19 protein-coding genes are annotated in these 21,664 nt (G+C 53.8%); 18 read left to right on the forward strand and 1 reads right to left on the reverse strand.

Annotated features, from left to right (window positions below; genetic code table 11):
• The first annotated feature begins 387 nt into the window (after positions 1-387).
• The 17 genes from Enr10x_RS29670 (at position 388) to Enr10x_RS29750 (ending at position 19,422) form a co-directional block, all read left to right on the forward strand.
• Positions 388-933, forward strand: a complete 546-nt coding sequence (locus Enr10x_RS29670) for a hypothetical protein (RefSeq protein WP_145452568.1) — start codon at positions 388-390, stop codon at positions 931-933.
• The gene (locus tag Enr10x_RS29675) at positions 914-1,828 is read left to right on the forward strand and encodes a prepilin-type N-terminal cleavage/methylation domain-containing protein (protein ID WP_145452569.1); all 915 of its coding nucleotides are present in this window, start codon (positions 914-916) and stop codon (positions 1,826-1,828) included. Before Enr10x_RS29670 ends, Enr10x_RS29675 begins: the two co-directional genes overlap by 20 nt.
• Complete coding sequence (locus Enr10x_RS29680; protein ID WP_145452570.1) at positions 1,812-3,779, forward strand: hypothetical protein; 1,968 nt, start codon at positions 1,812-1,814, stop codon at positions 3,777-3,779. Before Enr10x_RS29675 ends, Enr10x_RS29680 begins: the two co-directional genes overlap by 17 nt.
• A gap of 77 nt (positions 3,780-3,856) precedes the next feature.
• Positions 3,857-4,435: a pilus assembly FimT family protein gene (locus tag Enr10x_RS29685; RefSeq protein ID WP_197996315.1), complete on the forward strand. Its 579-nt coding sequence runs from the start codon at positions 3,857-3,859 to the stop codon at positions 4,433-4,435.
• Positions 4,436-4,474: 39 nt separating this feature from the next.
• A complete protein-coding gene (gene pilM / locus Enr10x_RS29690) occupies positions 4,475-5,548 on the forward strand; it encodes a pilus assembly protein PilM (RefSeq protein WP_145452571.1) in 1,074 nt (357 codons plus the stop codon).
• Positions 5,549-5,649: 101 nt separating this feature from the next.
• Complete coding sequence (locus Enr10x_RS29695; RefSeq protein ID WP_145452572.1) at positions 5,650-6,384, forward strand: PilN domain-containing protein; 735 nt, start codon at positions 5,650-5,652, stop codon at positions 6,382-6,384.
• Positions 6,377-6,985, forward strand: coding sequence for a type IV pilus inner membrane component PilO (gene pilO, locus Enr10x_RS29700; protein WP_145452573.1), 609 nt, complete (start codon positions 6,377-6,379; stop codon positions 6,983-6,985). The genes Enr10x_RS29695 and pilO overlap by 8 nt, the downstream gene beginning before the upstream one ends.
• Before the next feature lie 127 nt (positions 6,986-7,112).
• Positions 7,113-7,763, forward strand: a complete 651-nt coding sequence (locus Enr10x_RS29705) for a hypothetical protein (protein ID WP_145452574.1) — start codon at positions 7,113-7,115, stop codon at positions 7,761-7,763.
• A 65-nt stretch (positions 7,764-7,828) separates the two neighbouring features.
• Positions 7,829-10,222, forward strand: a complete 2,394-nt coding sequence (locus Enr10x_RS29710; RefSeq protein WP_145452575.1) for a hypothetical protein — start codon at positions 7,829-7,831, stop codon at positions 10,220-10,222.
• 2 nt (positions 10,223-10,224) lie between these two features.
• Entirely contained in the window at positions 10,225-11,286 is a 1,062-nt protein-coding gene (locus Enr10x_RS29715; protein WP_145452576.1) for a tetratricopeptide repeat protein, read from the forward strand.
• Positions 11,287-11,500: 214 nt separating this feature from the next.
• The gene (locus tag Enr10x_RS29720) at positions 11,501-12,967 is read left to right on the forward strand and encodes a sensor histidine kinase (protein ID WP_145452577.1); all 1,467 of its coding nucleotides are present in this window, start codon (positions 11,501-11,503) and stop codon (positions 12,965-12,967) included.
• 57 nt (positions 12,968-13,024) lie between these two features.
• Positions 13,025-13,417: a response regulator gene (locus Enr10x_RS29725; protein ID WP_145116047.1), complete on the forward strand. Its 393-nt coding sequence runs from the start codon at positions 13,025-13,027 to the stop codon at positions 13,415-13,417.
• 33 nt (positions 13,418-13,450) lie between these two features.
• Positions 13,451-14,968: a GGDEF domain-containing protein gene (locus tag Enr10x_RS29730; RefSeq protein ID WP_145452578.1), complete on the forward strand. Its 1,518-nt coding sequence runs from the start codon at positions 13,451-13,453 to the stop codon at positions 14,966-14,968.
• Positions 14,969-14,970: 2 nt separating this feature from the next.
• Positions 14,971-15,306 (forward strand): STAS domain-containing protein, encoded by a 336-nt coding sequence (locus Enr10x_RS29735; RefSeq protein WP_145116050.1) that lies wholly within the window; start codon positions 14,971-14,973, stop codon positions 15,304-15,306.
• Positions 15,307-15,323: 17 nt separating this feature from the next.
• Positions 15,324-17,072: a GspE/PulE family protein gene (locus tag Enr10x_RS29740; protein ID WP_145116052.1), complete on the forward strand. Its 1,749-nt coding sequence runs from the start codon at positions 15,324-15,326 to the stop codon at positions 17,070-17,072.
• Between the two features lie 43 nt (positions 17,073-17,115).
• Positions 17,116-18,189 (forward strand): type IV pilus twitching motility protein PilT, encoded by a 1,074-nt coding sequence (locus Enr10x_RS29745; RefSeq protein ID WP_145116054.1) that lies wholly within the window; start codon positions 17,116-17,118, stop codon positions 18,187-18,189.
• Positions 18,190-18,216: 27 nt separating this feature from the next.
• Positions 18,217-19,422, forward strand: coding sequence for a type II secretion system F family protein (locus Enr10x_RS29750; RefSeq protein ID WP_145116056.1), 1,206 nt, complete (start codon positions 18,217-18,219; stop codon positions 19,420-19,422).
• Here the strand turns inward: Enr10x_RS29750 and Enr10x_RS29755 are convergent.
• Positions 19,419-20,771, reverse strand: a complete 1,353-nt coding sequence (locus tag Enr10x_RS29755) for an AI-2E family transporter (RefSeq protein ID WP_145116058.1) — start codon at positions 20,769-20,771, stop codon at positions 19,419-19,421. The genes Enr10x_RS29750 and Enr10x_RS29755 overlap by 4 nt on opposite strands.
• Before the next feature lie 275 nt (positions 20,772-21,046).
• On the opposite strand from Enr10x_RS29755, the gene Enr10x_RS29760 reads away from it, so the two are divergent.
• A complete protein-coding gene (locus tag Enr10x_RS29760; RefSeq protein WP_197996316.1) occupies positions 21,047-21,622 on the forward strand; it encodes a glycine cleavage system protein R in 576 nt (191 codons plus the stop codon).
• Positions 21,623-21,664: the final 42 nt, after the last annotated feature.

Consider the following 21,664-nt stretch of genomic DNA (forward strand, 5'->3'; position numbering starts at 1 on the left):
CCCCGGAAACTGGCTGGAGTTGAACGATTTTCAAAGATCTTGCGCAAATCTGTTTGACTCGTTGAGAACGTGACCTACTTTTACTGGCAGAGAGGGGGCAACGCTCCTCTCGCCAACATGCGAACATCAACTTCCTCTGCTTCCTAACGAGGCGAGGATCTACAGCGCGGCAAGGAAAGCTGGGAGCTTTGAGGGGACCTTGCCGCGCTCTTTTTTTATCTTGAAACCATCTGTCTGGATGGTGCTGGATATCCAGGTCGCGTTCACTGCAGCCAGAGTCAACTCGGGCGGTGAAATCGATCGGCACCCTCAGGCGGACTGTTATGGAAAAAGGTCATGGCAACCAGAAACAGGTTGCAGCGATCTCGCCGCACCGGAATCACACTTGTGGAATCGTTAGTCTCTGTGACCATCACAGCGATTGCCGGTACTGCTCTATTCTCAGCCATCGGTGCTTCTCTGGGTGCCAGTTATTCGGCACTGAATACCAATTTCGGCGCGGGCCTGGCAGATCAGATGCTGGATGAGATGACCGCCGTCCGATTCCCGACCTCCAGTGATTCCCGTCCGACAGGGACAGGAATTCGCAGTCAGTTCAACGATCTGGATGATTATCACAACTGGTCATCTACGCCACCGGAAAACAAAGCGGGTTTCGCACTGGGCAGTGAACCACTGACGGTGCTGAACTATTACGCGATTGCCCGCCCCACACTGCTGAAGCCAGATACCGATTTTCTCAAGCGGATCACACGTGAAGTCACCGTGGAAAAGATTCGCCTGAACAGCAGTTCGGAGTGGGAAGTCACGACTGATGACACCGACTACCGCAGAGTGACTGTCACGATCAAGCTGGCAATGAACGCCGGTGCTGGCAGCCAGATTATTAAGGAAACCACACGCATTTTCAGCTATGTACCACTTTCACCCTGACAAGCAGAACGCGACTTTGAGCCGTTCGAGTGGCCGCCATTCGGACTGCGTTCGCTGCTGCGCAGTCTCCGCTCGGCACGCGGGTGGATTTACACTGGTGGAACTGCTGATGGCCATGACGATTTCTGCGATTCTGATCATGGCCCTGGCGGGAATTGTGACCGCAACTCAATCGGCGTGGAAGCACACACAGGGAATTGAGGATTCCCAGGCGGAAATCACCGCCTCCTTTGAGCGGATGAAGATGATGATCTCCCAGGCAGGCGTCTACCAGTTGGACGGTCAGGCTCCCCAGGTTGGTCTGGCGGTGGTGACCCGTCCCTGGAATTACATTGATGTCCCGGACATCCTGGTGGTCTGGTCCGGGGGCCGCAATGGTGGAATCAGTCAGAGTGGCGTGCTGAACCGGCTCCCCCTGATGAATGAGCTGTTGATTTACACGTCAGATCCGGCTGACAGCCATCAGTTTGTGGAAATCGCGCTGCCCGATTCGACAGCCGAAATTGATTTCAACGGCTCCTCCTTCAACAGCACCATCCGGTCGGCGATTGAGTCGAACCAGGCGGAAAAGGCGCTGCTCAGCAAACGGCTCAAAAACAGCCAGTACCTGCTCTCGGGCAGTCCCTGGGGACCCGCTGCCGCCAACATCATTTTTCAGATTACCAGAACCCCCGATGATGCCAGCCTGCAGACGATCGCTCCCGGCACCAGTGGGTGGATGAATCTTCCCTGGCCGCAGGGAACCGTGAGCGCGACCAGTGGTTTGCGCCAGGTTACGGTCAGCTACGAGATACAGTTTGAAACCGCGGAACAGACGGAATTCACCGACATTAACTCGGCAACCGCGCTGCCGTTTTTTGGATCCAGTTCGAGGCTTTATGCGTACACACCGTAAACAACACGTTGCCTTCGCTCGCTGGGAAGGGAGTGCTCATAGGCACGACCGGAACCAGTCCGGGTGCGCGCCGCGTTCCGGGATCTCACTGATCCTGGTGATGTTCGCGTTAAGCATGTCGCTGGTCCTGACCTACTCGTTCATCCAGACCCAAAGTGTGCAGACACAGATCTCCGCAAATGGCTCTCGTCGCGACCTGGCCCGCAATGCCGCCCGGGCGGGAATCTCGGATGCCCTTAACAGGCTCAATTCACTCGACTGGGCCGGCGTCAGCGATCGCTATCGCCGTCCGTTTCAAGCCGATGATGATGGCGAGTGCACTTATACCGTCTCTTTTGAAGCCGTCGGGAATTCACTCAGTTCGGTCCTGGAACTCAACGTGTATTCGCTGGGTGTCTGGACGTCTGCCGAAAATCCCGACATGAAATCAGAACATCAGATTACGGCCCGGGTGCGGCTGGTCCCGCGTCTGAAAGGGCGAACCATCCTGCCCGGTGACTCCGCGGCAGCCACCGATCAGATCAGCAATGCCGGCGACTTCGATCGCATTAAAGGATACGCCTTATTCGCAGAGCAGGGCTATTATTCGCTCAACTTCGATCCCGCGACCCGCATCGACGGGAACCTCTGGCTTTACGATCGGCTCCACATGTTTACTGATCCAACCTGGAGTTCGACGATTCGGGACACGTACCTGACAGATGTGGGTAACCGGTTTGTCACGTTTCCGGCCGGCTCAACCAGCCTGTCCGAAGCGACCATTTCCGCCCCGCATCCCATCGCGGGGAACATTACTTTTTATAACTACCCCAGCTACTCGATCCGCGATGATCTGTCGGACCTGAAGGTCAGCTGGTCGACCACCACTGATCGGCTGACGATTCCGAGCACCAATTATTCCGCGTTCACCTCCTATCGACTGTATGAGGGCGGCCCCCTGTATCAGGCGGAAACGGTGAATTCGTCGCTGTATAACCAGACATTGAAACCAACGCCCGCTAATCCGCTGGGGATCTTTTACCGGTCGGGAAACTTAAGTATCTATGACAACGTCACCATCCAGGGCACCCTGGTCTGCACGGGTAAAATCTATTTTGTGGGAAAGCAGATTCATCTGACCGCGTTCAACTGGAAAGACGATTCCGGACAGGCGTTTGTGACGGATGCTCAACTCTGGCCCCGGCTGCCCTGCGTCGTCGCTGATGACGCCGAGTTCAGTCGCTACTCACAGTCCACGGTCGAAGGTGCGATCGTCTGCCAGGGAACCGTGAAAGGGGGCGGCGGCTCCATCAGCTATCCCTCGGCGCTCGATCTCAAGCTGTCCGGTACTGCAACGGCCGCCTCGATCGGACAACCCTACAGCACGGTGACGCTGCAGGAATACCAGTTACTCAGCAGCCTGAGTACGGACGGAAACTATGCGATCTGGCTGGAAACCACGGGTTCAGGGAATACGGGAACGACGGGCAGCTGGTACCCGATTGTCGGTTTCGACAACAACCGGCAGCAGCTGACGGTGCGCGGTGAAATAGATCAGGCGACTCCAACCGCGTACCGCATCCAGCGTCACAAACAGGTATTGACCCAGGTTCGTGGTCCGGTCTGTGCAGAAACGTTTGATTTTTACCGGGTCAATGAATGGGTACTGAACAGCTACCTCTGGGATGACCGGAGATACAACTGGAATTACCAGAACGACCTGCGGAAGGCTCTGGGGTTTTCCGAGATCGGATTCAGCGAATGGCTGGAAAACCCCGGCAATTTCCTGGGGTGGGACAGTTACTACCTGACCTATGGAATCAGCCTGGAACCGACGTTACAGATCCAGAACCTGACCGAGCGGGAATACCGCTGGGCGCCTCCCCTGTTTCAACCGTTTGACGGCGGGGATGCAAACCCGGATCAATCGGGTTATCGCTGGTCAATGGTTGACTGGCAGGAAAGTTTTTAAGCGATAGAACCATGAGATTCAGACGACATCAACCTGAACCGCGAAACAGAAAACGGTCCTGTGCAGCAGGCCCGCACATGCGAATGTTGCGCGCCTGTCAGAGCCGGAATGACCGGCATGGTTTCACGCTGGTTGAGCTGCTGATTGTCGTCGTGCTGATTTCGATCCTGGCTTCGGTATCACTGCTTTCGACTGATTCCAGTACGGCACACTCGCTGGAGACAACGTCCCGGATGCTGGTAGCAGACCTGCGACTGGCCCGGAATCATGCGATTCAGTTCAACACCGAATATACGGTGGAGTTCGATCTCAAAACACAGACTTATGAAATTGTGCATACCGGTGCCGGCACACTACCGGTGCCCGAAAACAACCTGGCGGGATCGGCGGCTGACAAAGACAAATACATTCAACCCGTTCAGAAAGATGCATTGAACCTGCCCGACCAGGTTGTGATCAGACAGATGTTTCTGAAGACTTCCGATACGGACGTGCGAGACGTGGCCTTCGGCCCCATGGGGGGGACGGGGCCTGACCGCAGTGAAGACACCGTGATTGTGCTCTCCACGACCCGTAACGGTACCACGTTTTACATCCCGATCACGGTCTCCTGGATTACAGGCCAGGCATGGGCGGATGAGATCCAGACAAAATAATTTTACGTAGAAACCCAATTACAAACAGAATAGATCACTATGATTTCCTTACCTCGTTCACAATACACGCCGATCGGCTTACAGCTGGGACCCAGTTCAGCTACCCTGGTCCAGTTGACCGGGCCGCGGCAGAACCGTGTGGTACATGCGATTGCCCAGGAGCAGTTCGACCTGGATGACCGGCTGTCGGTGGAAGAGCGCGATGCGAAAATCGCTGCGGAACTGCGGCGGATCCTGACCGATCACCATTTCAAAGGACGCCGTGTCATCAGTTGCCTGGGATCGCAGGAACTGTTCATCCAGAACGTCAGACTGCCTCAGCTGCCTGCCGAAGAAGTCGCGAAAGTCGTCGCTTGGGAAGCCGAAGAACGGCTGCCTTACCCGGTCGCGGAAGCGGAAATCCGTCATCTGCCGGCCGGCCAGGTGCGACAGGAATCGAATACGAAACAGGAAGTCATCCTGCTGGCCTGTCATAACGGGATCCTGGAGCGGCATTTGAATCTGCTGGAGCAGGCCGGTCTGACAGCGGTTGCCATTGATGTCGAGCCGTCCGCCACGCTCCGCTGTTTTCATGACGCCGCGCGGGACTCACAACTCAATTCGGTAAGCTGTTATCTGAATTTCGGCGATGCCGCCACGACCGTGATCTTCGCCGATCAGCAGAACGTGCTGTTCCTGAAATACATCATGCAGGGGAGTAATCACCTGGACCGGGCCGTGGCTGACAATCTGGATCTGCCGCTGACCGAGGCAATTCGCCTGCGAAAGATCGTGACCAATTCTCCCACGCTGGATGCGAGTGACGAACTGCACCGGTCGGTGATCGATTCGATCCGCTCGCTGCTGGAATCGATCAGTACGGAGGTGGAAAACTGCCTGCGTTATTACAAAGTGACTTTCCGCGGGAAAAAGCTGGACCAGCTGGTCGTCACGGGCAATGAATCGAGCCCCTGGCTGATCGACTTTCTCTCGGAACGGTTGAATACGGACTGCAAGATGGGCAATCCCTTTGAGCGGTTGAAGAGCTGGCCGACTTCCACTTCGATTCTGGAGCGTCCCGGTAGATGGAGTACCGCGATGGGCCTGGCCATGAAAGAAAATTCTGAGGCATAACCCATTACGCGGCCAACAGGTACGATAAACAACACAGACTGAAAATAAAGGCTCACGAATCTGGTAAACAGATTCGCAAGCAACCCGATAAGGGCGAGACCATGATACCCGAAATTGATTTTTTACCAGCCAGTTATCGTGAAGTCCGACGACGACACCGGAATCGGATCTGGCGTCGCACGATTGTTGTGATCTTCCTCACGCTGGTGACATTGAGCACCGTGCGTCAGCGGGAAATACAACACGAACTGCAGACGAAAAAAGAGACACTGGAAAAACGGATTCAACAAATGCACGAACAACTGGAGGATCCGGTGCAGCTCACGAAACAGATTGAGCTCTCGGATGTGCGCGCCAACCTGCTGGCCGGGCTGATCCTGGATGAATCGCCGGCCCAACTGCTGAGCATTATCAGCTATGCACTGCCGGAATATGTTTCCTTGAATGAGTTCCAGTTCCAGTTTGAGAAAGTCGCCAGCCAGGAAAAAAAATCTCATCACAAGCAGAAAAAGGCACCGGAAGAGGTGGTTCCGGAAAAGGTCGACCTGGCAGATCTGAAGCGGCACCGGACGGGAGAACAGCTGGTCCTGCTCTTACAGGGAATCGCCCCCGATCATCTTTCGATTTCGGGATACATGTCGAACCTGGACCGAATCGGCGTGTTTAAAGAAATCGATCTGATTCAGTCCAACGAGACCATGTTTGAAGAGGAGCCGATGCGCCTCTTTCGACTTCGCATTGTCGTCAAAGCACCTGGAACCTTTACGCCGCCTCTCGATCACCGGCTGACTGCCGGACTGGATCAGGGTTTGACAGGAGGCCTGAATCATGAATGAAAAATTACGACGTGACAGCCTGATTACCATTATCAGCCTGGCGGTGGTGGTGGCTCTGTTTACCTTTGTGATCTATCTGCCTGGTTTGAAGAACAAACAGCAGCTCAATAAGCAGATCGCTGCCATCCAGGAGAAAATCAGTGCCATTCCATCTCAAGTCAAACAGCTGGAACAACTGCATCAGCAGCTGGATCAGCGAGAGGCGTTCATCAACCGATTGAAACAGCATATCCCGGCAGACAAAGATACGCATCAGGTCTTGCAGCGGGTGGCACTGCTGGCGAATACGTCAGCGCTCACCGTTTCGTCTTTAAACCCCGGGGAACCGGTGCCGCATGCGACCTATCTCAGGCAACCCTTCATGCTGAATGTGACGGGCTCCTACAAGGGGCTGATCCAGTTTTTGAACGGGCTGGATACAGATAAGCGGCTGTTCACCGTGTCTAATATCATGCTCACCAAACAAGATGGGGAAAATAAAGGGTATATAAAAGGGACTGTCGAGCTGTCAGTTTACGTATTACGCGACAGTCAGAGCGATTTTTCCGATTTTAAGGAAAATAGGGTGAGTCAGTCCTTTCTTTCAACCGATAAAAGATAAAGACGCGCTCCCTTTCAAGTTTTCCTAAAGGGGATCTTCGGTATCAGGCGTTCTCGCATATGAGCAGACTGTAAGACATATCCAACCCATATCCCGTGCCATCTTTTCCAGATGTGGTGAACCACTCGTGAAATCGTTCAGCCAACAACTAGTACATGATTTGAAAGTCAGCTGGCAGAAGACCCTGGTGTTGGGGCTGTTGCTGCTGGTGGGTCTGTACTTCTGGATTCCCCCCCTGTATCGAGCAATGCGCGGCAGTACCGCACCGCAGCTCACTCCTGCGAAAGTCAATCCTGCTCCGATCCCACAACGTCCCCCGGTGGAAACGGAAATGAGTTTCACCCAGACGGACTCTAAAGAAACCACACTGCACTCCTGGGAACAGTTTGACTCGCTGATGCATACGGATCCGCTGGTTCAATCTGTCCAGATGGGGGCCGTTCAGAAAAATCCTTTCGAGGTCAATCGGGATCAGTTCTCCCCCCCCATCCTGTTCGCCGAGGAGCCTGTCGATACAGAGCCGGTGGCAGAGAAAAAGGAACCGGAAATCAAGACTCTGCCGGATGAGATTGTCCTGACCACCACGATCATCGGTAAATACCGCAAAGCGGCCATGATCAATAAAAAACTGTATTACGAAGGTAAGACGCTCCAGTTCGACAACGTGTCTTATGTCCTGGAACGGGTCGCTGACCGGAGTGTGATTTTGCGACAGGGTGAGCAGACATTTGAATTAAAAATCCAAAACGATCCTTCGGCATTTATTAAATTTGAATAATCAGACGGTTCGCATCACAGGCTGATTCATAACTGATTCGAACGATCACGGATGATGGTCGAAACATGAAACGACAATTTTTTATACCGGCTTTCTGGGCAACCCTGACAGGTCTTTCGCTGCTGTTGATCGCAGCCATGACGGATGTCAAAACGCCCGAGTCCCTGTTTATCTCACCCCATCACCGGGCACAGTCTGCGCGCGTTCCCGCGCCGCTGAATCTGCAGGAGTCTGCTCAGGCGCCACAAGCCCAACCTGTTGCTGCAGAGCCGGTTACCGAACAACCTGTTGCACAGCAGCCCGATATTAAAACGGTGGCGCGCAGCGTGCAGACACAAGCCGCCCCGCACATGCATGCGGTCCCTGCGCAACCGGAAGTGAAGACCGCTTCGACGGTAACCCGTCCCGTCCGGACACGGACCCTCGTTGATCCGGGCATTGAAATATCGACAGGGCCACAGACTTCAGCCGCGCGCGCCCCTGCGATTCAGTTTCAGCTGGCTGAGGAAGAACGACCCGAGCCCGTCGATCCGGCTGCGAAGAAAATGGAACTGCGTCTGGCCAGTCTGACCCGGCAGGTGGACCGATTGACCAATCTGCAATTGCAGGCACAACAGCAGTCCAAAATGGAACTGGCACAGAACACGGACCGGCTGGAACAGGCGACCAAACTGTTACAACAGATGCAGCAGATGAACCAGCTGCGCGATCTGGAGCGCAAACTGGATGGCCTGCAGGGCAAAGCGGATACCAGCTCGCAGACAAAAGAAAACGCGCCGGTGCCCCCCCAGGCTCCTGCTGCAAGTGAAACCAGCGCACCTGCGGAACTCAAAGAGAAAAAACAGCCGGTGCTGAAAGTCAGCCCCGACAAGGGAGCCGGCAAAGGTGCCGGTGAAACGTTTTCCCTGCAGATCCAGGACGCCGACATCATGCAGGTACTGGACATGATCGGAGAACTGTCGGGCATGAACATCCTGGCGGGCCAGAGTGTAGCAGGGACCGTTACCGCAAACCTGAAGAATGTCACGCCCATGCAGGCGCTGGACGCGATTCTGCGTTCGCGCGACCTGACCTCGGAAAAAGAAGGGGACTTCGTCTATGTGATGACGCAGGCCCAGCTGGAACAGAAGAAAAAATCCAGCCGGAAGGTCGTCACGAAACTGTATACTCCGTTCTACATCAGTGCCAAAGAGTTACAGCAGCTGATTACACCGATCCTCACGGAGAATGTCGGGATCGTCTCGCTGACCACTCCCAGTGAAGTCGGGATTTCTCCCGATGAAACGAGTGCCGGCGGTGACTCGTTTGCGCAAAACGATTCGATTCTGGTGCGCGATTATCCGGAGATCCTGGAAGAAGTCGATCGCCTGCTGGAGAAGATGGATGTTCCGCCGCTGCAGGTCGTGATCGAAGCGATGATTCTGAATGTCACCCTCAACGATGACATGCGTTTCGGCGTCAACTTCGCCATGCTCGGTGGGAATAACAAGAACCTGGTTGTGGACGGCAACGGTCAGACATTGAACGCGTCCAGCGGTTTTCCGGGCTCGGGAAGTTCGTCGATTGTCCCGCCGACCGGTCAGTTTGTCGCGAATCTGGCAGGGCTGAAATACGGCTTCCTGCACGGCGATATCAGTGGTTTTATTGAAGCCCTGGAAGATGTTGCCGAAACCAACCTGATCGCTTCTCCCCAGCTGCGGGCGCTGAACAAACAGAAAGCCGAGTTGATCATCGGGGACCGGATCAGCTATTCCACGGTAACCCAGAACGGCAATACCTCGATTCAGAACGTGAACTTCCTGGACTCGGGGATTGTGCTCAACCTGCGACCGTTTATTACACCCGATGGCCAGATTCGGATGGAAATCCACCCCGAACGCAGTTCGGCGACGATTAACTCCTCGACGAATCTGCCCGACCTGAAGACGACCGAAGTCACCACGAACGTCATGGTCCGCGATGGCAACACGGTGGTCATCGGGGGACTGATTGAAGAAAATGTTTCCGATACCCGGAACCAGGTTCCCCTGCTCGGGGCGATTCCTGTGATTGGGAATGCGTTTCGTCAGCAACGTGAAATCACCACACGTTCCGAGCTGATCGTGCTGATCACGCCGCGGATCGTCCATCCGGAACAGGCTAATGCCGAAGGACAAGCGGAACGCTATGAAGGTACTGAGCGGATCCAAAACTTCAAAAAGAGCTTCCTGCCGATCAACCAGGTGCGGATTGTGCAGATGCATGTCAAGCTGGCCAAGAAGTACCTGCGCATTGGAAACCTGCCCAAGGCCAAAGAACATATCAAGATTGCTGCCCGCCTGGATAAGAACAACATCGAAGTCATTCAGTTGAAGAAATACATCGAAGACGCGCTGATCAACCGCAACCGTCAGCTGATCGGTCTGCCTCCGCTGACTGCTCCCGAGATGCCGGTACCGGCTGTGGAGGAGGTGCCCTGAGCATGGTCCGGAAGTTCAGTTCTGTTGCGTGTTGCGCCGTCTGGCTGACCTGCTGTGGCTGCCACGCATTGCCTGTTTCGACTCTGGCACACAAGTCCGGAGAAGAAAAACAAACAGAGGCACCAGAACAGACAGCGGAAACCACACCGCGAAACCAGCGGACCTCGCCTTTTAATCAGCGGGCCAATGAACTCGTCGAACGGGCATTGCAGCATTATTCCCAGGGCGAACTGCAGCAGGCAAAATCTCTGCTGGCGACGGCGCGGGAAATCGATCCGGGACACATCGGGACGTTTGAAATCGAAGCCCAGCTCTCCTATGACATGGGAGATCGCGATCAGTTTCTGCAGTCGCTACGGGCCATCCGTGCGGCGAGCCCGCATGACGCGGATAAGCAGAGTGCGATCGGGACCCTGTTTTTTCAGGCCGGCCAGACGCAGGAAGGGATTGCCTGTTTGAGACGGGCGATCAACTTAAAACCGCATAACGAGGATTTCGCCCTGAAGCTGGCCGCGTTTTACGAACAGACGGGCCGCACCGAACAGGCACATCAAGTCCTGTTGCGGGCACTGCATACCACTCCGGGAAGTAAACGACTGCCGATCGCACTCGGCCGTGTTTGTGAAGTGAACCAGCAGTGGTCCGAAGCGAGCATTTATTATGCGATGGTAGTCAATCACCTGCCCGAGAACCATGTCTGGCGTAAACATCGCGCCCGCTGTCTGTATCATGCCGGAAAGTACCAGGATGCGTTTGAACAGTTCTCCCTCTGCCAGGCAGCAGATGCAGAGCTGCTGTCGCTGTCTGAAAAAATCGCGTTTGGCGACACTGCGCTGCGGCTGGGTGACCTGGAAAAGGCGCAACAGCTGTTTGATGAGATATCTGCTGCCCATCAACACCAGTTACTCCATGTAGAAGTATTGCGCGGATTGTGCGCAATAAATCGAGGGCAGACGGTCGATGCAAAATCGATAATCGCTACAGCCCGCAAAAAATGGCCCGCTGATCCCACGCTGCTGGAAGTCGCGGCCCTGCTCCCTGCCAGTGAGACTGCCATCAGGTAATTACCTGCACTGCGTGTTTTTACACAAGATTCATTTGCCAAGCGCAAACTCTGTGCTGCAATTGGACAACCCCGATTTCGTGACCTAGATTTAAGGTGGTGATTTAAGATCACTTCTATTTGTGGAGTTCCCTCAAACGGGTACTCCGTTCTGGATTCGAAAAGGGTATTTCATTTTCAGCAGGATTGTGAATCTGCTGAGAAAGTGTTCGGCAATGAAAAGTTATGGCAAATACTGGTTCCTGGTCATGCTGCTGCTCTTCATGAGTTGCGCGGATAACCTGCTGGTAACCAGTCAGATAGCTTCTCCCATGCTGGCCCTGGCAGCCTCGTTGACTGCGTCACTCGTCGGCTGGGCCTGGCTGGTGAAATCCATTCAGAAAGATCGCAATCAGATCAGTGCCTGTCTGCGGAACCCTGAGTTGCTGCGCACGGAACTGAAACGGAAGAATTTCTTCGGAAATCTGCTTGCGGAAGCCATCCAGAAGATTGAAGAATCAGATACCGAACTTGTATCGACCACCCAGGTTAAGACAATGCTCAAGGCACGTCTGAATTCCCTGGCAAAAAAAGAGACCCTGATGGAATCGGTGCTGAATCATCTGCCGACCGGGGTGCTCGTATTCGACGCACAACATGCGCTGGAGTATTCCAATCAGGCTGCTACACCGTTTCTGATTCCCGAAGCGGATCGAAACCTGGATACCAGCGATTCGAGCCTGGCACTGAGCAAGGCGCTCAGGAACGAGGTGGTGATTCCGGAAATTGCGGGCCTGCTGAAGAAAACCATTGAGCGAAAAGACGCGACTTCCAGTCGCCGCTGCGAATTTGCTTTAACCGGGCTGGACTTCGATTCTCACTTCCGGGCCATTGCCACGAACCTGTTTGATGAAAATCAGGCGCTGCTGGGTACTGTAATCGTGGTCGAAAACATCGGTGAAGAAAACAATGAAAAAGAACGTCACGCGGAGTTTGTGTCTTCGGTGGCACACGAACTGAAAACTCCGATGGCCGGCATCAAAGCCTATGTCGAGATGCTGCTGGACGGTGACTGCGAACCGGACGAAGCAGAAGAGCTGTACGGCTTTATCAACGAACAGATTGACCGTCTGACGCGGCTGGTGAACAGCATGCTGAATCTGGCACGCATCGAGAGTGGTGTCGTGGAGATCAAGCGGCACGATTGCGAACTGAATGACATTCTCAAGTCCGCGTCCGATGTGATTTCACCCAATGCGACTGAAAAAGACATTACATTTACCGCTGAATTAAGTGAGCTGTATCTGCCCGTGTATGTCGATAAAGACATGCTGGGGCAGGCGATTATCAATCTGCTGTCTAATGCCGTGAAGTACACGCCGCACGGTCATGAAGTGCGGCTGCGGAGCCGAATGGAAGATAATACAGCTGTGATAGAAGTCCGTGATACCGGAATGGGCATCCCGGAAAACTCGCTGCCTCATATTTTTGACCGGTTCTATCGCGTCCCGGAAAATAACCGGTCCGCTGCCGGCACCGGACTGGGGCTGGCCCTGGTACATTTCATTGTGACCAATGTGCACAACGGTTCGATTTCCGTGCAGTCCGTCGTGAATGAAGGCACCTGTTTTACGGTCACAATCCCCCTGGGTCATAAAGATCACAAGAAAAAGAAAGCACTGGCATCGCCGGTGACTGTATAACGGCTGGTGAGTGAAGTCTGATTCCCCGTCAGCAGATGTTATGAAACAAGGAGTGCAATGATGAATCATCTGGTCTATGTTTGTGATGACGACTCGCACATTGTGCGTGCCATCAGTATGAAGCTCAAAAAAGCAGGTTTGGAAGTCGTCAGTTTCCCCGACGGTTATGCCTGCTGGGAACAGGTTCAGGAGCGGGCTCCTGAAATGATCATTACCGATCTGCAGATGCCCCGCATGAATGGACTGGAGCTCTGCGAAAAAATTCGTGAATTCGAACCAACCCGCTCGATACCATTGACGTTACTGACCGGAAAAGGTTTCGAATTCGACCATGATGAATACATGCAGAATCTGAAAATTACAAACGTGATGATCAAGCCGTTCAGCCCCAAAAAACTGTTAAACCAGGTCCAGGAGTGTCTGCAACTGACACAGGACACCATTGGTTAGTCGCTCAATTTCAGTTAATTGAAACTCTGTCCCATGCGAAACTATTATACTGCCATCCAGTTCTGGTCTTATTCCCTGCTGGTAGTCTGTCTGTGCCCCCTGGCGGTTTTTCTGGGTGCGTACATGAACTGGCCACTGGGAATTGCCCCGCTGCTGCTGCTGGCCCCTCCCACGGTGCTGGCAGCGGTCTCTTCACCGCGGGTCTGTTACTGGACGATCACCGTCATCTCCGTCAGTTCCTGCTTTGCCGAAATCTTCTTTCGGCCGGATCTGGAGGAAGTCAGAAGCACCTATCCCCTGAGTATCATGAGCGCTGCCGTCCTGATCGGGCTGGTCATGCTGATTGATCTTTACATGGGAAAATTACGCCGCAAACTCTCCCAGTTGCATCAGCAGAATGATGAGCTGGTCCGTCAGTTGTATGAAACTCAGAAGCAGTCCATAGCGGATGCTTCGAAATCCACGATTGCAGAGCTCAAAGAAAAGCAGACCAGTGAAAGTAAAGACAACACGTCTGCCGAGAGTGGCGTCAACTATCCACTGTTGCTGTTGACCCTGCAGGACATCGGTCGTCGAATTTCCACCAATCAGTCCAACGAATCTCTGATCCCGACTGTGATCAGTACCGCCAAAGCGTCGCTGCAGTGTGAATCGTGTCAGATTTACCTCTGGGATACTAAATCGCGGACGCTGAAAAATGCACTGCCAGCGCGGGCCCGCGATCAACTAGATTACCGACCGGCTGCGAACCATGGGGTCGCTGCCTGGGTAATTGAACACCGGCAGATCGTGATGCGGAACGACGCCGACCAGGATTATCGCCTCAAGCGGATCATCGAAGAGGATGCCCAGATGCCGGACGCGATCGCACCGCTGACGGTGGGATCCGAACTGATCGGCCTGTTGATCATCGATAAAATAGACGTGGAATCGCCGACCATTGGCCGCCTGATTTACATTCTGTCCAATATTTACGCGTTGGGAATCAAGAATTCCCAGTTGTTCAAACGCATTGAAGAAATGGCCAGTCGAGACGGTCTGACCGGTCTGTATAACCATGCCACGTTCCAGGAAAAACTGCACGAGCTGGTCAAAAATGCCGAAGCACAATCGACCAACCTCAGTATCATCATGAGCGACATCGATCACTTTAAATCCTTTAACGATACCTACGGGCATCAGGCGGGAGACTTTGTGCTCAAAGAGGTCGCGCGGATCTGGAAAACGGTCATGCCGGAGAATGCGGTGCTGGCCCGTTATGGCGGTGAAGAATTCATCGGCGTGCTGCTGGATCATGAATACTCTCAGGCCCGCCAGATCGCGGAAGATTTACGCGAGACCCTGGAAAACTGTCCGATTCTATTCGAAGGCCAGCAGTTGCAGGTCACGGCCAGCTTCGGCGTCACCGAATACCGTCATCCTGCGACCAATACCAAAGATCTGGTGCGGGCGGCTGATGAATATCTCTACAAGGCCAAAGAAGGCGGCCGGAACCAGGTGGTCGGACTCGATTCGAATACAACCAGAAAACCGGGTACACAGGCGAGTTAAGCATGCAGATCACAACGGAAATATTTGGCAACGTTCTGGTGGCACACACGCCGGACGAGCTGACGGATGATACCTCCGGTGATTTCGTCACTGCGCTCTCGGAAGCCATCAATGAACAGCATTACCAGGTCGTACTGCAGATGGATCGCAGCGATCTACTGGACAGCGCGGGGCTGACCGCACTGCTTGATCTGCAGGATCTGACTCGGGAACACGGGGGGAACCTCAAGATCAGCGGTCTGGAAGAGCCTGGCAAAAAAATTCTGGAAATGACGCGTCTCGATCAGCGAATTGATCTGTTCGATTCTGTCATCGAAGCCGTTTCCAGCTTTCAATAAAGATTTAAGAACCTGTTATGAATACCAATTCCCTGTTACAACCTAAAATGCGGCTCGGTGATCTGCTCATCTTCAAAGAGTATATCACCGCAGAACAGTTGGACTCCGCGCTGGAAGAACAGTCACAGGGTGACGGCAGTCAACTGCTGGGTGAGCTACTGGTCAACAACGAATATTGTACCGAAGAGCAGGTGCTGGAATGCCTGGCCCTGGAATACCGGATTCCGTATGTGCAGCTCGACAGCCGCATGTTCGACTCGAAAATCTTCGACGTGCTGCCGCGCGAATTCGTCGAAAAACATACGGTCCTGCCGCTGTTCAAAGTCCGCAACGTGCTGACCGTCGCGGTCGCAGAACCGACCAACGTCTTTCTGGTCGACCAGCTTCGCGATCTGACGAAGTCTGAGATTCAGATCGTCGCTGCCAGTGCCCGTGAAATTCGGAAGATGGTGCAGACCTACATGCCGAACACGAACGTGTTCGTGATCGACGACATCATCGATGATGCGAATGGCACCAACGTCGAACTCATCGAAGAGTCGATCGACGATATCGGCTTTGATGCGGAATTCGCCGGACAGAGTCCGATCATCAAACTGGTCAATTACATTATTTACAATGCGGTTCGCGAAGGTGCCAGCGATATTCATATCGAGCCCAACGAACAACAGCTGCGAGTCCGTTATCGTGTGGATGGGGTGCTGCATCAAGCACTCGAGCCGCCTGTGCACCTGGCGCCCGCGGTTTCCTCGCGTATCAAGATCATGGCGAGCCTCGATATCAGTGAACGCCGCCTCCCGCAGGATGGGCGCATCCACGTACTGATGGAAGGTCGACCGATCGACCTGCGTGTGAGTACGCTCCCGATGCCGACCGGCGAGAAAGTGGTTATCCGTATTCTGGATAACCGCAGTGTTAATATTTCGCTGGAACAACTGGGCTTCAGTTCCGAAGTCCTGGAAAATTTCACCGAACAGCTGGAAAAGCCGAACGGGATTATCCTGGTCACCGGCCCCACCGGTAGTGGTAAGAGTACCACGCTGTATGCGGCTCTGAATGCGGTCAGCTCCATTGAGAAAAATGTCTGTACGGTCGAAGATCCGATCGAATACCAGCTGCCGATTATCAACCAGTTCCAGGTGAATGAGAAAATCGGACTTTCATTCGCGACGATTCTGCGGAGCCTGCTGCGACAAGACCCGGACGTGGTCATGGTGGGCGAAATCCGCGACCAGGAAACAGGGAAAATCGCCATCCAGGCGGCACTGACCGGTCACCTGGTTTTCAGTACGCTGCACACCAACGATGCGATTTCCGCGATCACCCGACTGATCAACATGGGCGTCGACGATTATCTGATTGCGGCGGCGGTCAACATGGCCCTGGCCCAACGACTCTGTCGTAAGCTATGTCCAAAGTGTAAAACACCTTACGAACTTCCGAAAGCCATGCAGATGGCGGTCGAGCGGGTCGGTCTGGAACCGAACGAATTTTATAAAAACAAAGGCTGCAAGCGTTGCCGCAATACTGGGTTCAGCGGACGAATCGGCGTGCATGAAATCCTGACCATCGATGATCAGCTGCGGGAAATTATTTCGTCTGATCCCACGGTGGCTGCAGTCAAAGAATATGCGCAAAACAACGGCATGATCCCCCTGCGATATGACGCGATGCGGAAAGCCCAGGAAGGACTGACGACGGTGGAAGAGGCCATCAAAGTCAGTGATGAAGGGTGGATTCCCAAAAAACCTGCTCTGATCCGGTGATCAAATTCACTGAATCAGATTGCATAGAGAGAGAAAATCCCCGATGGAAATGAACGATCTGTTACACGCCGCTGTGGACAGTGATGCTTCGGACATTCTGCTGGTGACCGATGCACCGCCGATGTTCCGTATTGATGGTCAGCTGCGAACCACGGCCCTGGAACCGCTGAATCCGGAAACGATTCGTGATCTGTGTGATCAGGTCCTGAAAGAAAAACAGAAAGAGGTCCTGGATAAACAGAAGGACGTCGACTTTGCAATCACGATTCCACGCCTGGGTCGTTTTCGTTTTAATATCCACGTTCAGCGCGGCTCACTGGCGGCTGCCATCCGCCGGTTCTCCAACGATGTCTCCACGCTGAGCAGCCTGGAACTTCCGCCGGTAGTGGAAGAGCTGACCCGCATGAAAACCGGTCTGATCCTGGTCACCGGGCAGACAGGTTCGGGGAAGTCGACCACGCTGGCCGCGATGGTGGATGCCATTAACCAGCGGGATTCAAAGCATATCATTACGCTCGAAGATCCGATTGAATATCAGTTCCAGCACGGAAAATCTCTGATCGAGCAGCGAGAAATCGGCGAAGACTGTCCCGGGTTCACCTCGGGACTGAAACATGTGCTCCGGCAGGATCCGGATGTGATTCTGATTGGCGAGTTGCGTGACCTGGATACAATTCGTGTCGCGCTGCAGGCCGCGGAAACCGGCCACCTGGTGCTGGCATCACTACACGTTTCCAGTGCCGCGGGAGTTGTGGATCGACTGGTCGAAGTCTTTCCCCCGGAAGAACAATCCCAGGTGCGAAGTCACCTGGCAGAATCACTTAAAGCCGTCATCACACAGCGTTTATTGCCAGCGGCGCTGTCCAGCGGTCGTGTGGCTGCGCTGGAGATCATGCTCATGAATCGGGCGATTCAGACCAGTATTCGCGAGTCGACGTCGCACCTGATTCCAGGCATCATTTCCACCAACCGTCGTGTGGGAATGCAGACCATGGAACAGGCGTTGAAAGAGCTGCTCTTAAACGGGAAAGTCGAAGCCGACGTCGTGGACGAACACCTGCAGGAGCTGAAGGGAGACGCGCCCAGCAAAGAATATTCTCATGGATTACTGACATAACGGGATCCTTGAGGGACAGGCAAAACCATGCAATTCACCTATATCGCACGCAATACCACAGGGCAGAATCAGACCGGCGAACTGGTTGCAGAGACCAGAGAGGACGCTGTTGCCAAGCTGCGCCAGGAAGGCCTGTATCTGCTCTCCCTGGAAGAATCGGATGAGAAGTCCCAGAACGGTCGGGCAGCGACCCGCAAAAAACGGGTCTCCCGCAAAGACGTGATCTATTTCACGAACCAGATGGCGATCATGATCGACGCTGGTGTGCCCGTGGCGACCGCTCTGGAAGGCATCGCGAAACAGATTGAAAATGAAACACTGGCGGAAATTCTGACCTGTATTCAGAAAGAAGTCGAAGCGGGGAGTGATCTCTCGACAGCAATGGCGGAATTTCCGCGGCTGTTCGATAAGACCTATGTCAACCTGATCAAGGCCAGCGAAGCCAGCGGTACGATGCCCCAGATGCTGAACCGCATTGCCCAGCAGGCAGAAGAGGAACAGGAAACCATCCAGCAGGTCAAAGGGGCCCTGATTTATCCTGCTGTCATGCTGGTAATGTGTATTGGCATCTGTATTTTTCTGCTGACCTACGTCTTTCCCAAGCTGATGCCGATGTTCGCCGCGCGGGGTGCCGCGGTTCCTACACCGACCAAAATCATGATCGTTGTCTCTACGGCAATCACCTCCTACTGGTATCTGATCCTGCTGTTTCTGGCAGCCGTGGGTGGCTTTTTCTACTACATGCGTCGGCAGCCGTGGGGCAAGGCAACTTTCGACTGGTGCCTGATCCGCATGCCGGTCTTTGGCTCGATGTTGAAAAAACTGGCCATCAGCCGCAGTATTCGTACGCTGGCGACGACCATCAATGCGGGTGTGCCGATGCTGGAAGCAATCGAACTGAGTGCCGGCGTTTCCGATAATGTCTACTTCAAACAGAGCTGGGATGAGATCAGCGAACAGGTGACGACCGGGAAACAGATCCATGAAGCGCTGGAAGGCAAGACACTGTTTCCGCCGACCATGCAGCAGATGATCGCCTCCGGGGAATCAACGGGCCGCCTGGGAATGGTACTCAATAAACTGAGCGACTATTTTGACCGTGACGTAAAAGTCGCGATTAAATCTGCCACGACCCTGATCGAACCACTGATGGTCGTCTGCATGGGTTCCATCATCGGTTTTATCGCCCTGTCGATGCTGCTGCCGATCTTCACCCTGAGTACGAGCCACTAATCCGATTCGGAAGTCCCCTGGCTCTGATCTTTGTTCGGGGGGGTGTCATTCGATGGGGGAGATTCGTCTTCCTGTTTCGGGGAAGCAGCCGGCTGTTCTGCCTGGGATGGGTCTGCTTCTGATTGAGATTCTGGGATCGACTGACTTTCTTCTCCATCCGTAGTCTCTTTCGCCTTCTCGTCATCCGGCACCAGATCCAGTAAGCCGTCCGTGTGAAACTTCTCCTTGGAAAAGGCGCGAAGTTCGGTATTGAAGATCTGTACCAGGGCATGCAGACAGGAGGCGACAATCGGTCCGATGAAGACTCCCCAGAGTCCCATCATCTGCAGTCCGCCCAGCACGCTGACAAAGGCGAGCAGGGGATGCAGCTTGGCATCGCTCTGCAGAACGTAGGTGCGGATAATGTTGTCCATCGTGCCTACAACCAGCGTACCTACCAGGATCAGAAAAATCGCCGCTCCCCAGTGTCCCTGATAGAGGAGCCAGCCTGCACAGGGCCCCCAGATCAGCCACGATCCCAACAGCGGCACCATGGAGGTGATGGTGGCCAGGATCAGGAAGATAATGAAATGCTCGAAGCCGACCAGGTACAGGGCAATCGCGGTCGTCAGTCCCTGTCCGATGGCTGCCAGAAACGTCGCAAGCACAACAGCTCGAACGACTTTCTGAAATTGATCGATCAACCGTTTCTGGTAATCCAGGTGCACGGGGATCAGGGATTGTGTCGATTCTATCAGGACATATCCGTCCGCCAGGAAGTAATACAGGGCGATGATAAACATGATCCAGGCGACCAGCGCGGAAAAGATACTGCCCAGCATGCCCACGGTAGAAGCGGCAAAGCCGAGGGAGCGTTTGGCAATCGGAACCAGTGTGGCCTGCAGGTTTTTACGAATGAATTCATCCGTGAGTTCCGCTTTCTGAGAACCGCTTTTCGTGCCCTGGCTTTCATCCACTTTTCCCAGATACTCGTTCGACCAATCTACAAACTGGTGCAGTTTGACGTTGCTGACTTCCACTTTTTCGCGGACGGCCTGGACCGTTTTGTTCCAGTTCGCTTCATCCAGGATATTAACGACCGTGGTAAACAGCTGCAGCGACCCGAGAAAGATCCCCACACAGAGGGGAACCAGAATGGCGGACACAATGAGCGTGGTGGTGATGCCAGCGGCGATCCGTACGTGGCCTTTGGTGCGTTTGACGAAATAATTGAGCAGCGGCTGACTGATCATGGCCACGATCCCTGCCAGAAACAGCGGCAGGAGAAATGGCATGATCACCTTGAAGAAAGTCACTCCCAGAAACAGGATCAGACAGAAGATAATGCAGAGTGATACCAGGCGAACCATAAACCAGTTCCCAAAATGAAATTACCGCAGGAAAGGCACGATCAGGTACCCGATCGGAGCTATTGCCAGACAACAACTTACAGCAATTTTGAAACCAATGATAGTACAAAAGCCTCCTCATTCCGACAGGAGATCTCCAAGGCTGACTTTCAGATTATTTTCGTTTCCTTATCGCATTTTTAAACCCCAATTCGCTACAATACACCTTCCCTCTCGATTCAGGAACTATGCGCATCGAGATCATAATGTCTATCTCGACAGAACCGGAGTCTGGTATGAAACGTTATATAATCTCTCTCTTGTCCGCGAACCGTGTCGGTATCATGGCTGCGGTCACCACAGCGCTCGATGAGCTGGGTGCGAACCTGCACGAAGCCAGCATTGCGGTGATCCAGAACTTTTTCAATATCGTGATTGCCGCTGACTTCCCCGAAGAGCGCGACCCGACCCTGATCCAGGAACATATTGAAGGGATCTGTAACGCATTCAATGTGGATGTCTCCATCAAGGACCCGGATGTGGATGTGCCATCCATGCTGCCTCCGGAAGATTGTATCAAGTATCTGCTGGCTATCGCGGGCACAAACCACCCCGGAATATTAAGGCGGATCTCATCGCAGCTGGGACAGGATGGCGTGGATATCATGGACCTGTCTGCCACCAGTTCTTCAGATGGGCAGTCCTTTGAAATGATGATCAAGGTGGCCGTACCGAAAACGCTCGACATTCTGGAACTGCAGACCATGATGGAAACGATCTGCAGCGACCTGGATGTTTCTGTCGATTTCATCAGTGAATCTGACTCGGCCATTATCAGCTCACAAAGCCAGACCCGCATGTTTAAGCTGTAATTCTTCTGTCGAAAGCGATTTCTCCGCAGACGAAGCCTCAGG

Source organism: Gimesia panareensis (assembly GCF_007748155.1).
In the GTDB taxonomy this organism is placed as follows: Bacteria; Planctomycetota; Planctomycetia; order Planctomycetales; family Planctomycetaceae; genus Gimesia; species Gimesia panareensis.

Bases quoted from the DNA above. Each gene is read 5' to 3' on its own strand.
- Enr10x_RS29760 (WP_197996316.1), top strand. From the start codon at position 21,047: ATGAAACGTTATATAATCTCTCTCTTGTCCGCGAACCGTGTCGGTATC.
- Enr10x_RS29675 (WP_145452569.1), top strand. From the start codon at position 914: ATGTACCACTTTCACCCTGACAAGCAGAACGCGACTTTGAGCCGTTCG.
- pilM (WP_145452571.1), top strand. From the start codon at position 4,475: ATGATTTCCTTACCTCGTTCACAATACACGCCGATCGGCTTACAGCTG.
- pilO (WP_145452573.1), top strand. From the start codon at position 6,377: ATGAATGAAAAATTACGACGTGACAGCCTGATTACCATTATCAGCCTG.
- Enr10x_RS29745 (WP_145116054.1), top strand. From the start codon at position 17,116: ATGGAAATGAACGATCTGTTACACGCCGCTGTGGACAGTGATGCTTCG.
- Enr10x_RS29680 (WP_145452570.1), top strand. From the start codon at position 1,812: ATGCGTACACACCGTAAACAACACGTTGCCTTCGCTCGCTGGGAAGGG.
- Enr10x_RS29695 (WP_145452572.1), top strand. From the start codon at position 5,650: ATGATACCCGAAATTGATTTTTTACCAGCCAGTTATCGTGAAGTCCGA.
- Enr10x_RS29725 (WP_145116047.1), top strand. From the start codon at position 13,025: ATGATGAATCATCTGGTCTATGTTTGTGATGACGACTCGCACATTGTG.
- Enr10x_RS29710 (WP_145452575.1), top strand. From the start codon at position 7,829: ATGAAACGACAATTTTTTATACCGGCTTTCTGGGCAACCCTGACAGGT.
- Enr10x_RS29685 (WP_197996315.1), top strand. From the start codon at position 3,857: ATGCGAATGTTGCGCGCCTGTCAGAGCCGGAATGACCGGCATGGTTTC.
- Enr10x_RS29720 (WP_145452577.1), top strand. From the start codon at position 11,501: ATGAAAAGTTATGGCAAATACTGGTTCCTGGTCATGCTGCTGCTCTTC.
- Enr10x_RS29730 (WP_145452578.1), top strand. From the start codon at position 13,451: ATGCGAAACTATTATACTGCCATCCAGTTCTGGTCTTATTCCCTGCTG.
- Enr10x_RS29750 (WP_145116056.1), top strand. From the start codon at position 18,217: ATGCAATTCACCTATATCGCACGCAATACCACAGGGCAGAATCAGACC.
- Enr10x_RS29715 (WP_145452576.1), top strand. From the start codon at position 10,225: ATGGTCCGGAAGTTCAGTTCTGTTGCGTGTTGCGCCGTCTGGCTGACC.
- Enr10x_RS29740 (WP_145116052.1), top strand. From the start codon at position 15,324: ATGAATACCAATTCCCTGTTACAACCTAAAATGCGGCTCGGTGATCTG.
- Enr10x_RS29755 (WP_145116058.1), bottom strand. From the start codon at position 20,771: ATGGTTCGCCTGGTATCACTCTGCATTATCTTCTGTCTGATCCTGTTT.
- Enr10x_RS29735 (WP_145116050.1), top strand. From the start codon at position 14,971: ATGCAGATCACAACGGAAATATTTGGCAACGTTCTGGTGGCACACACG.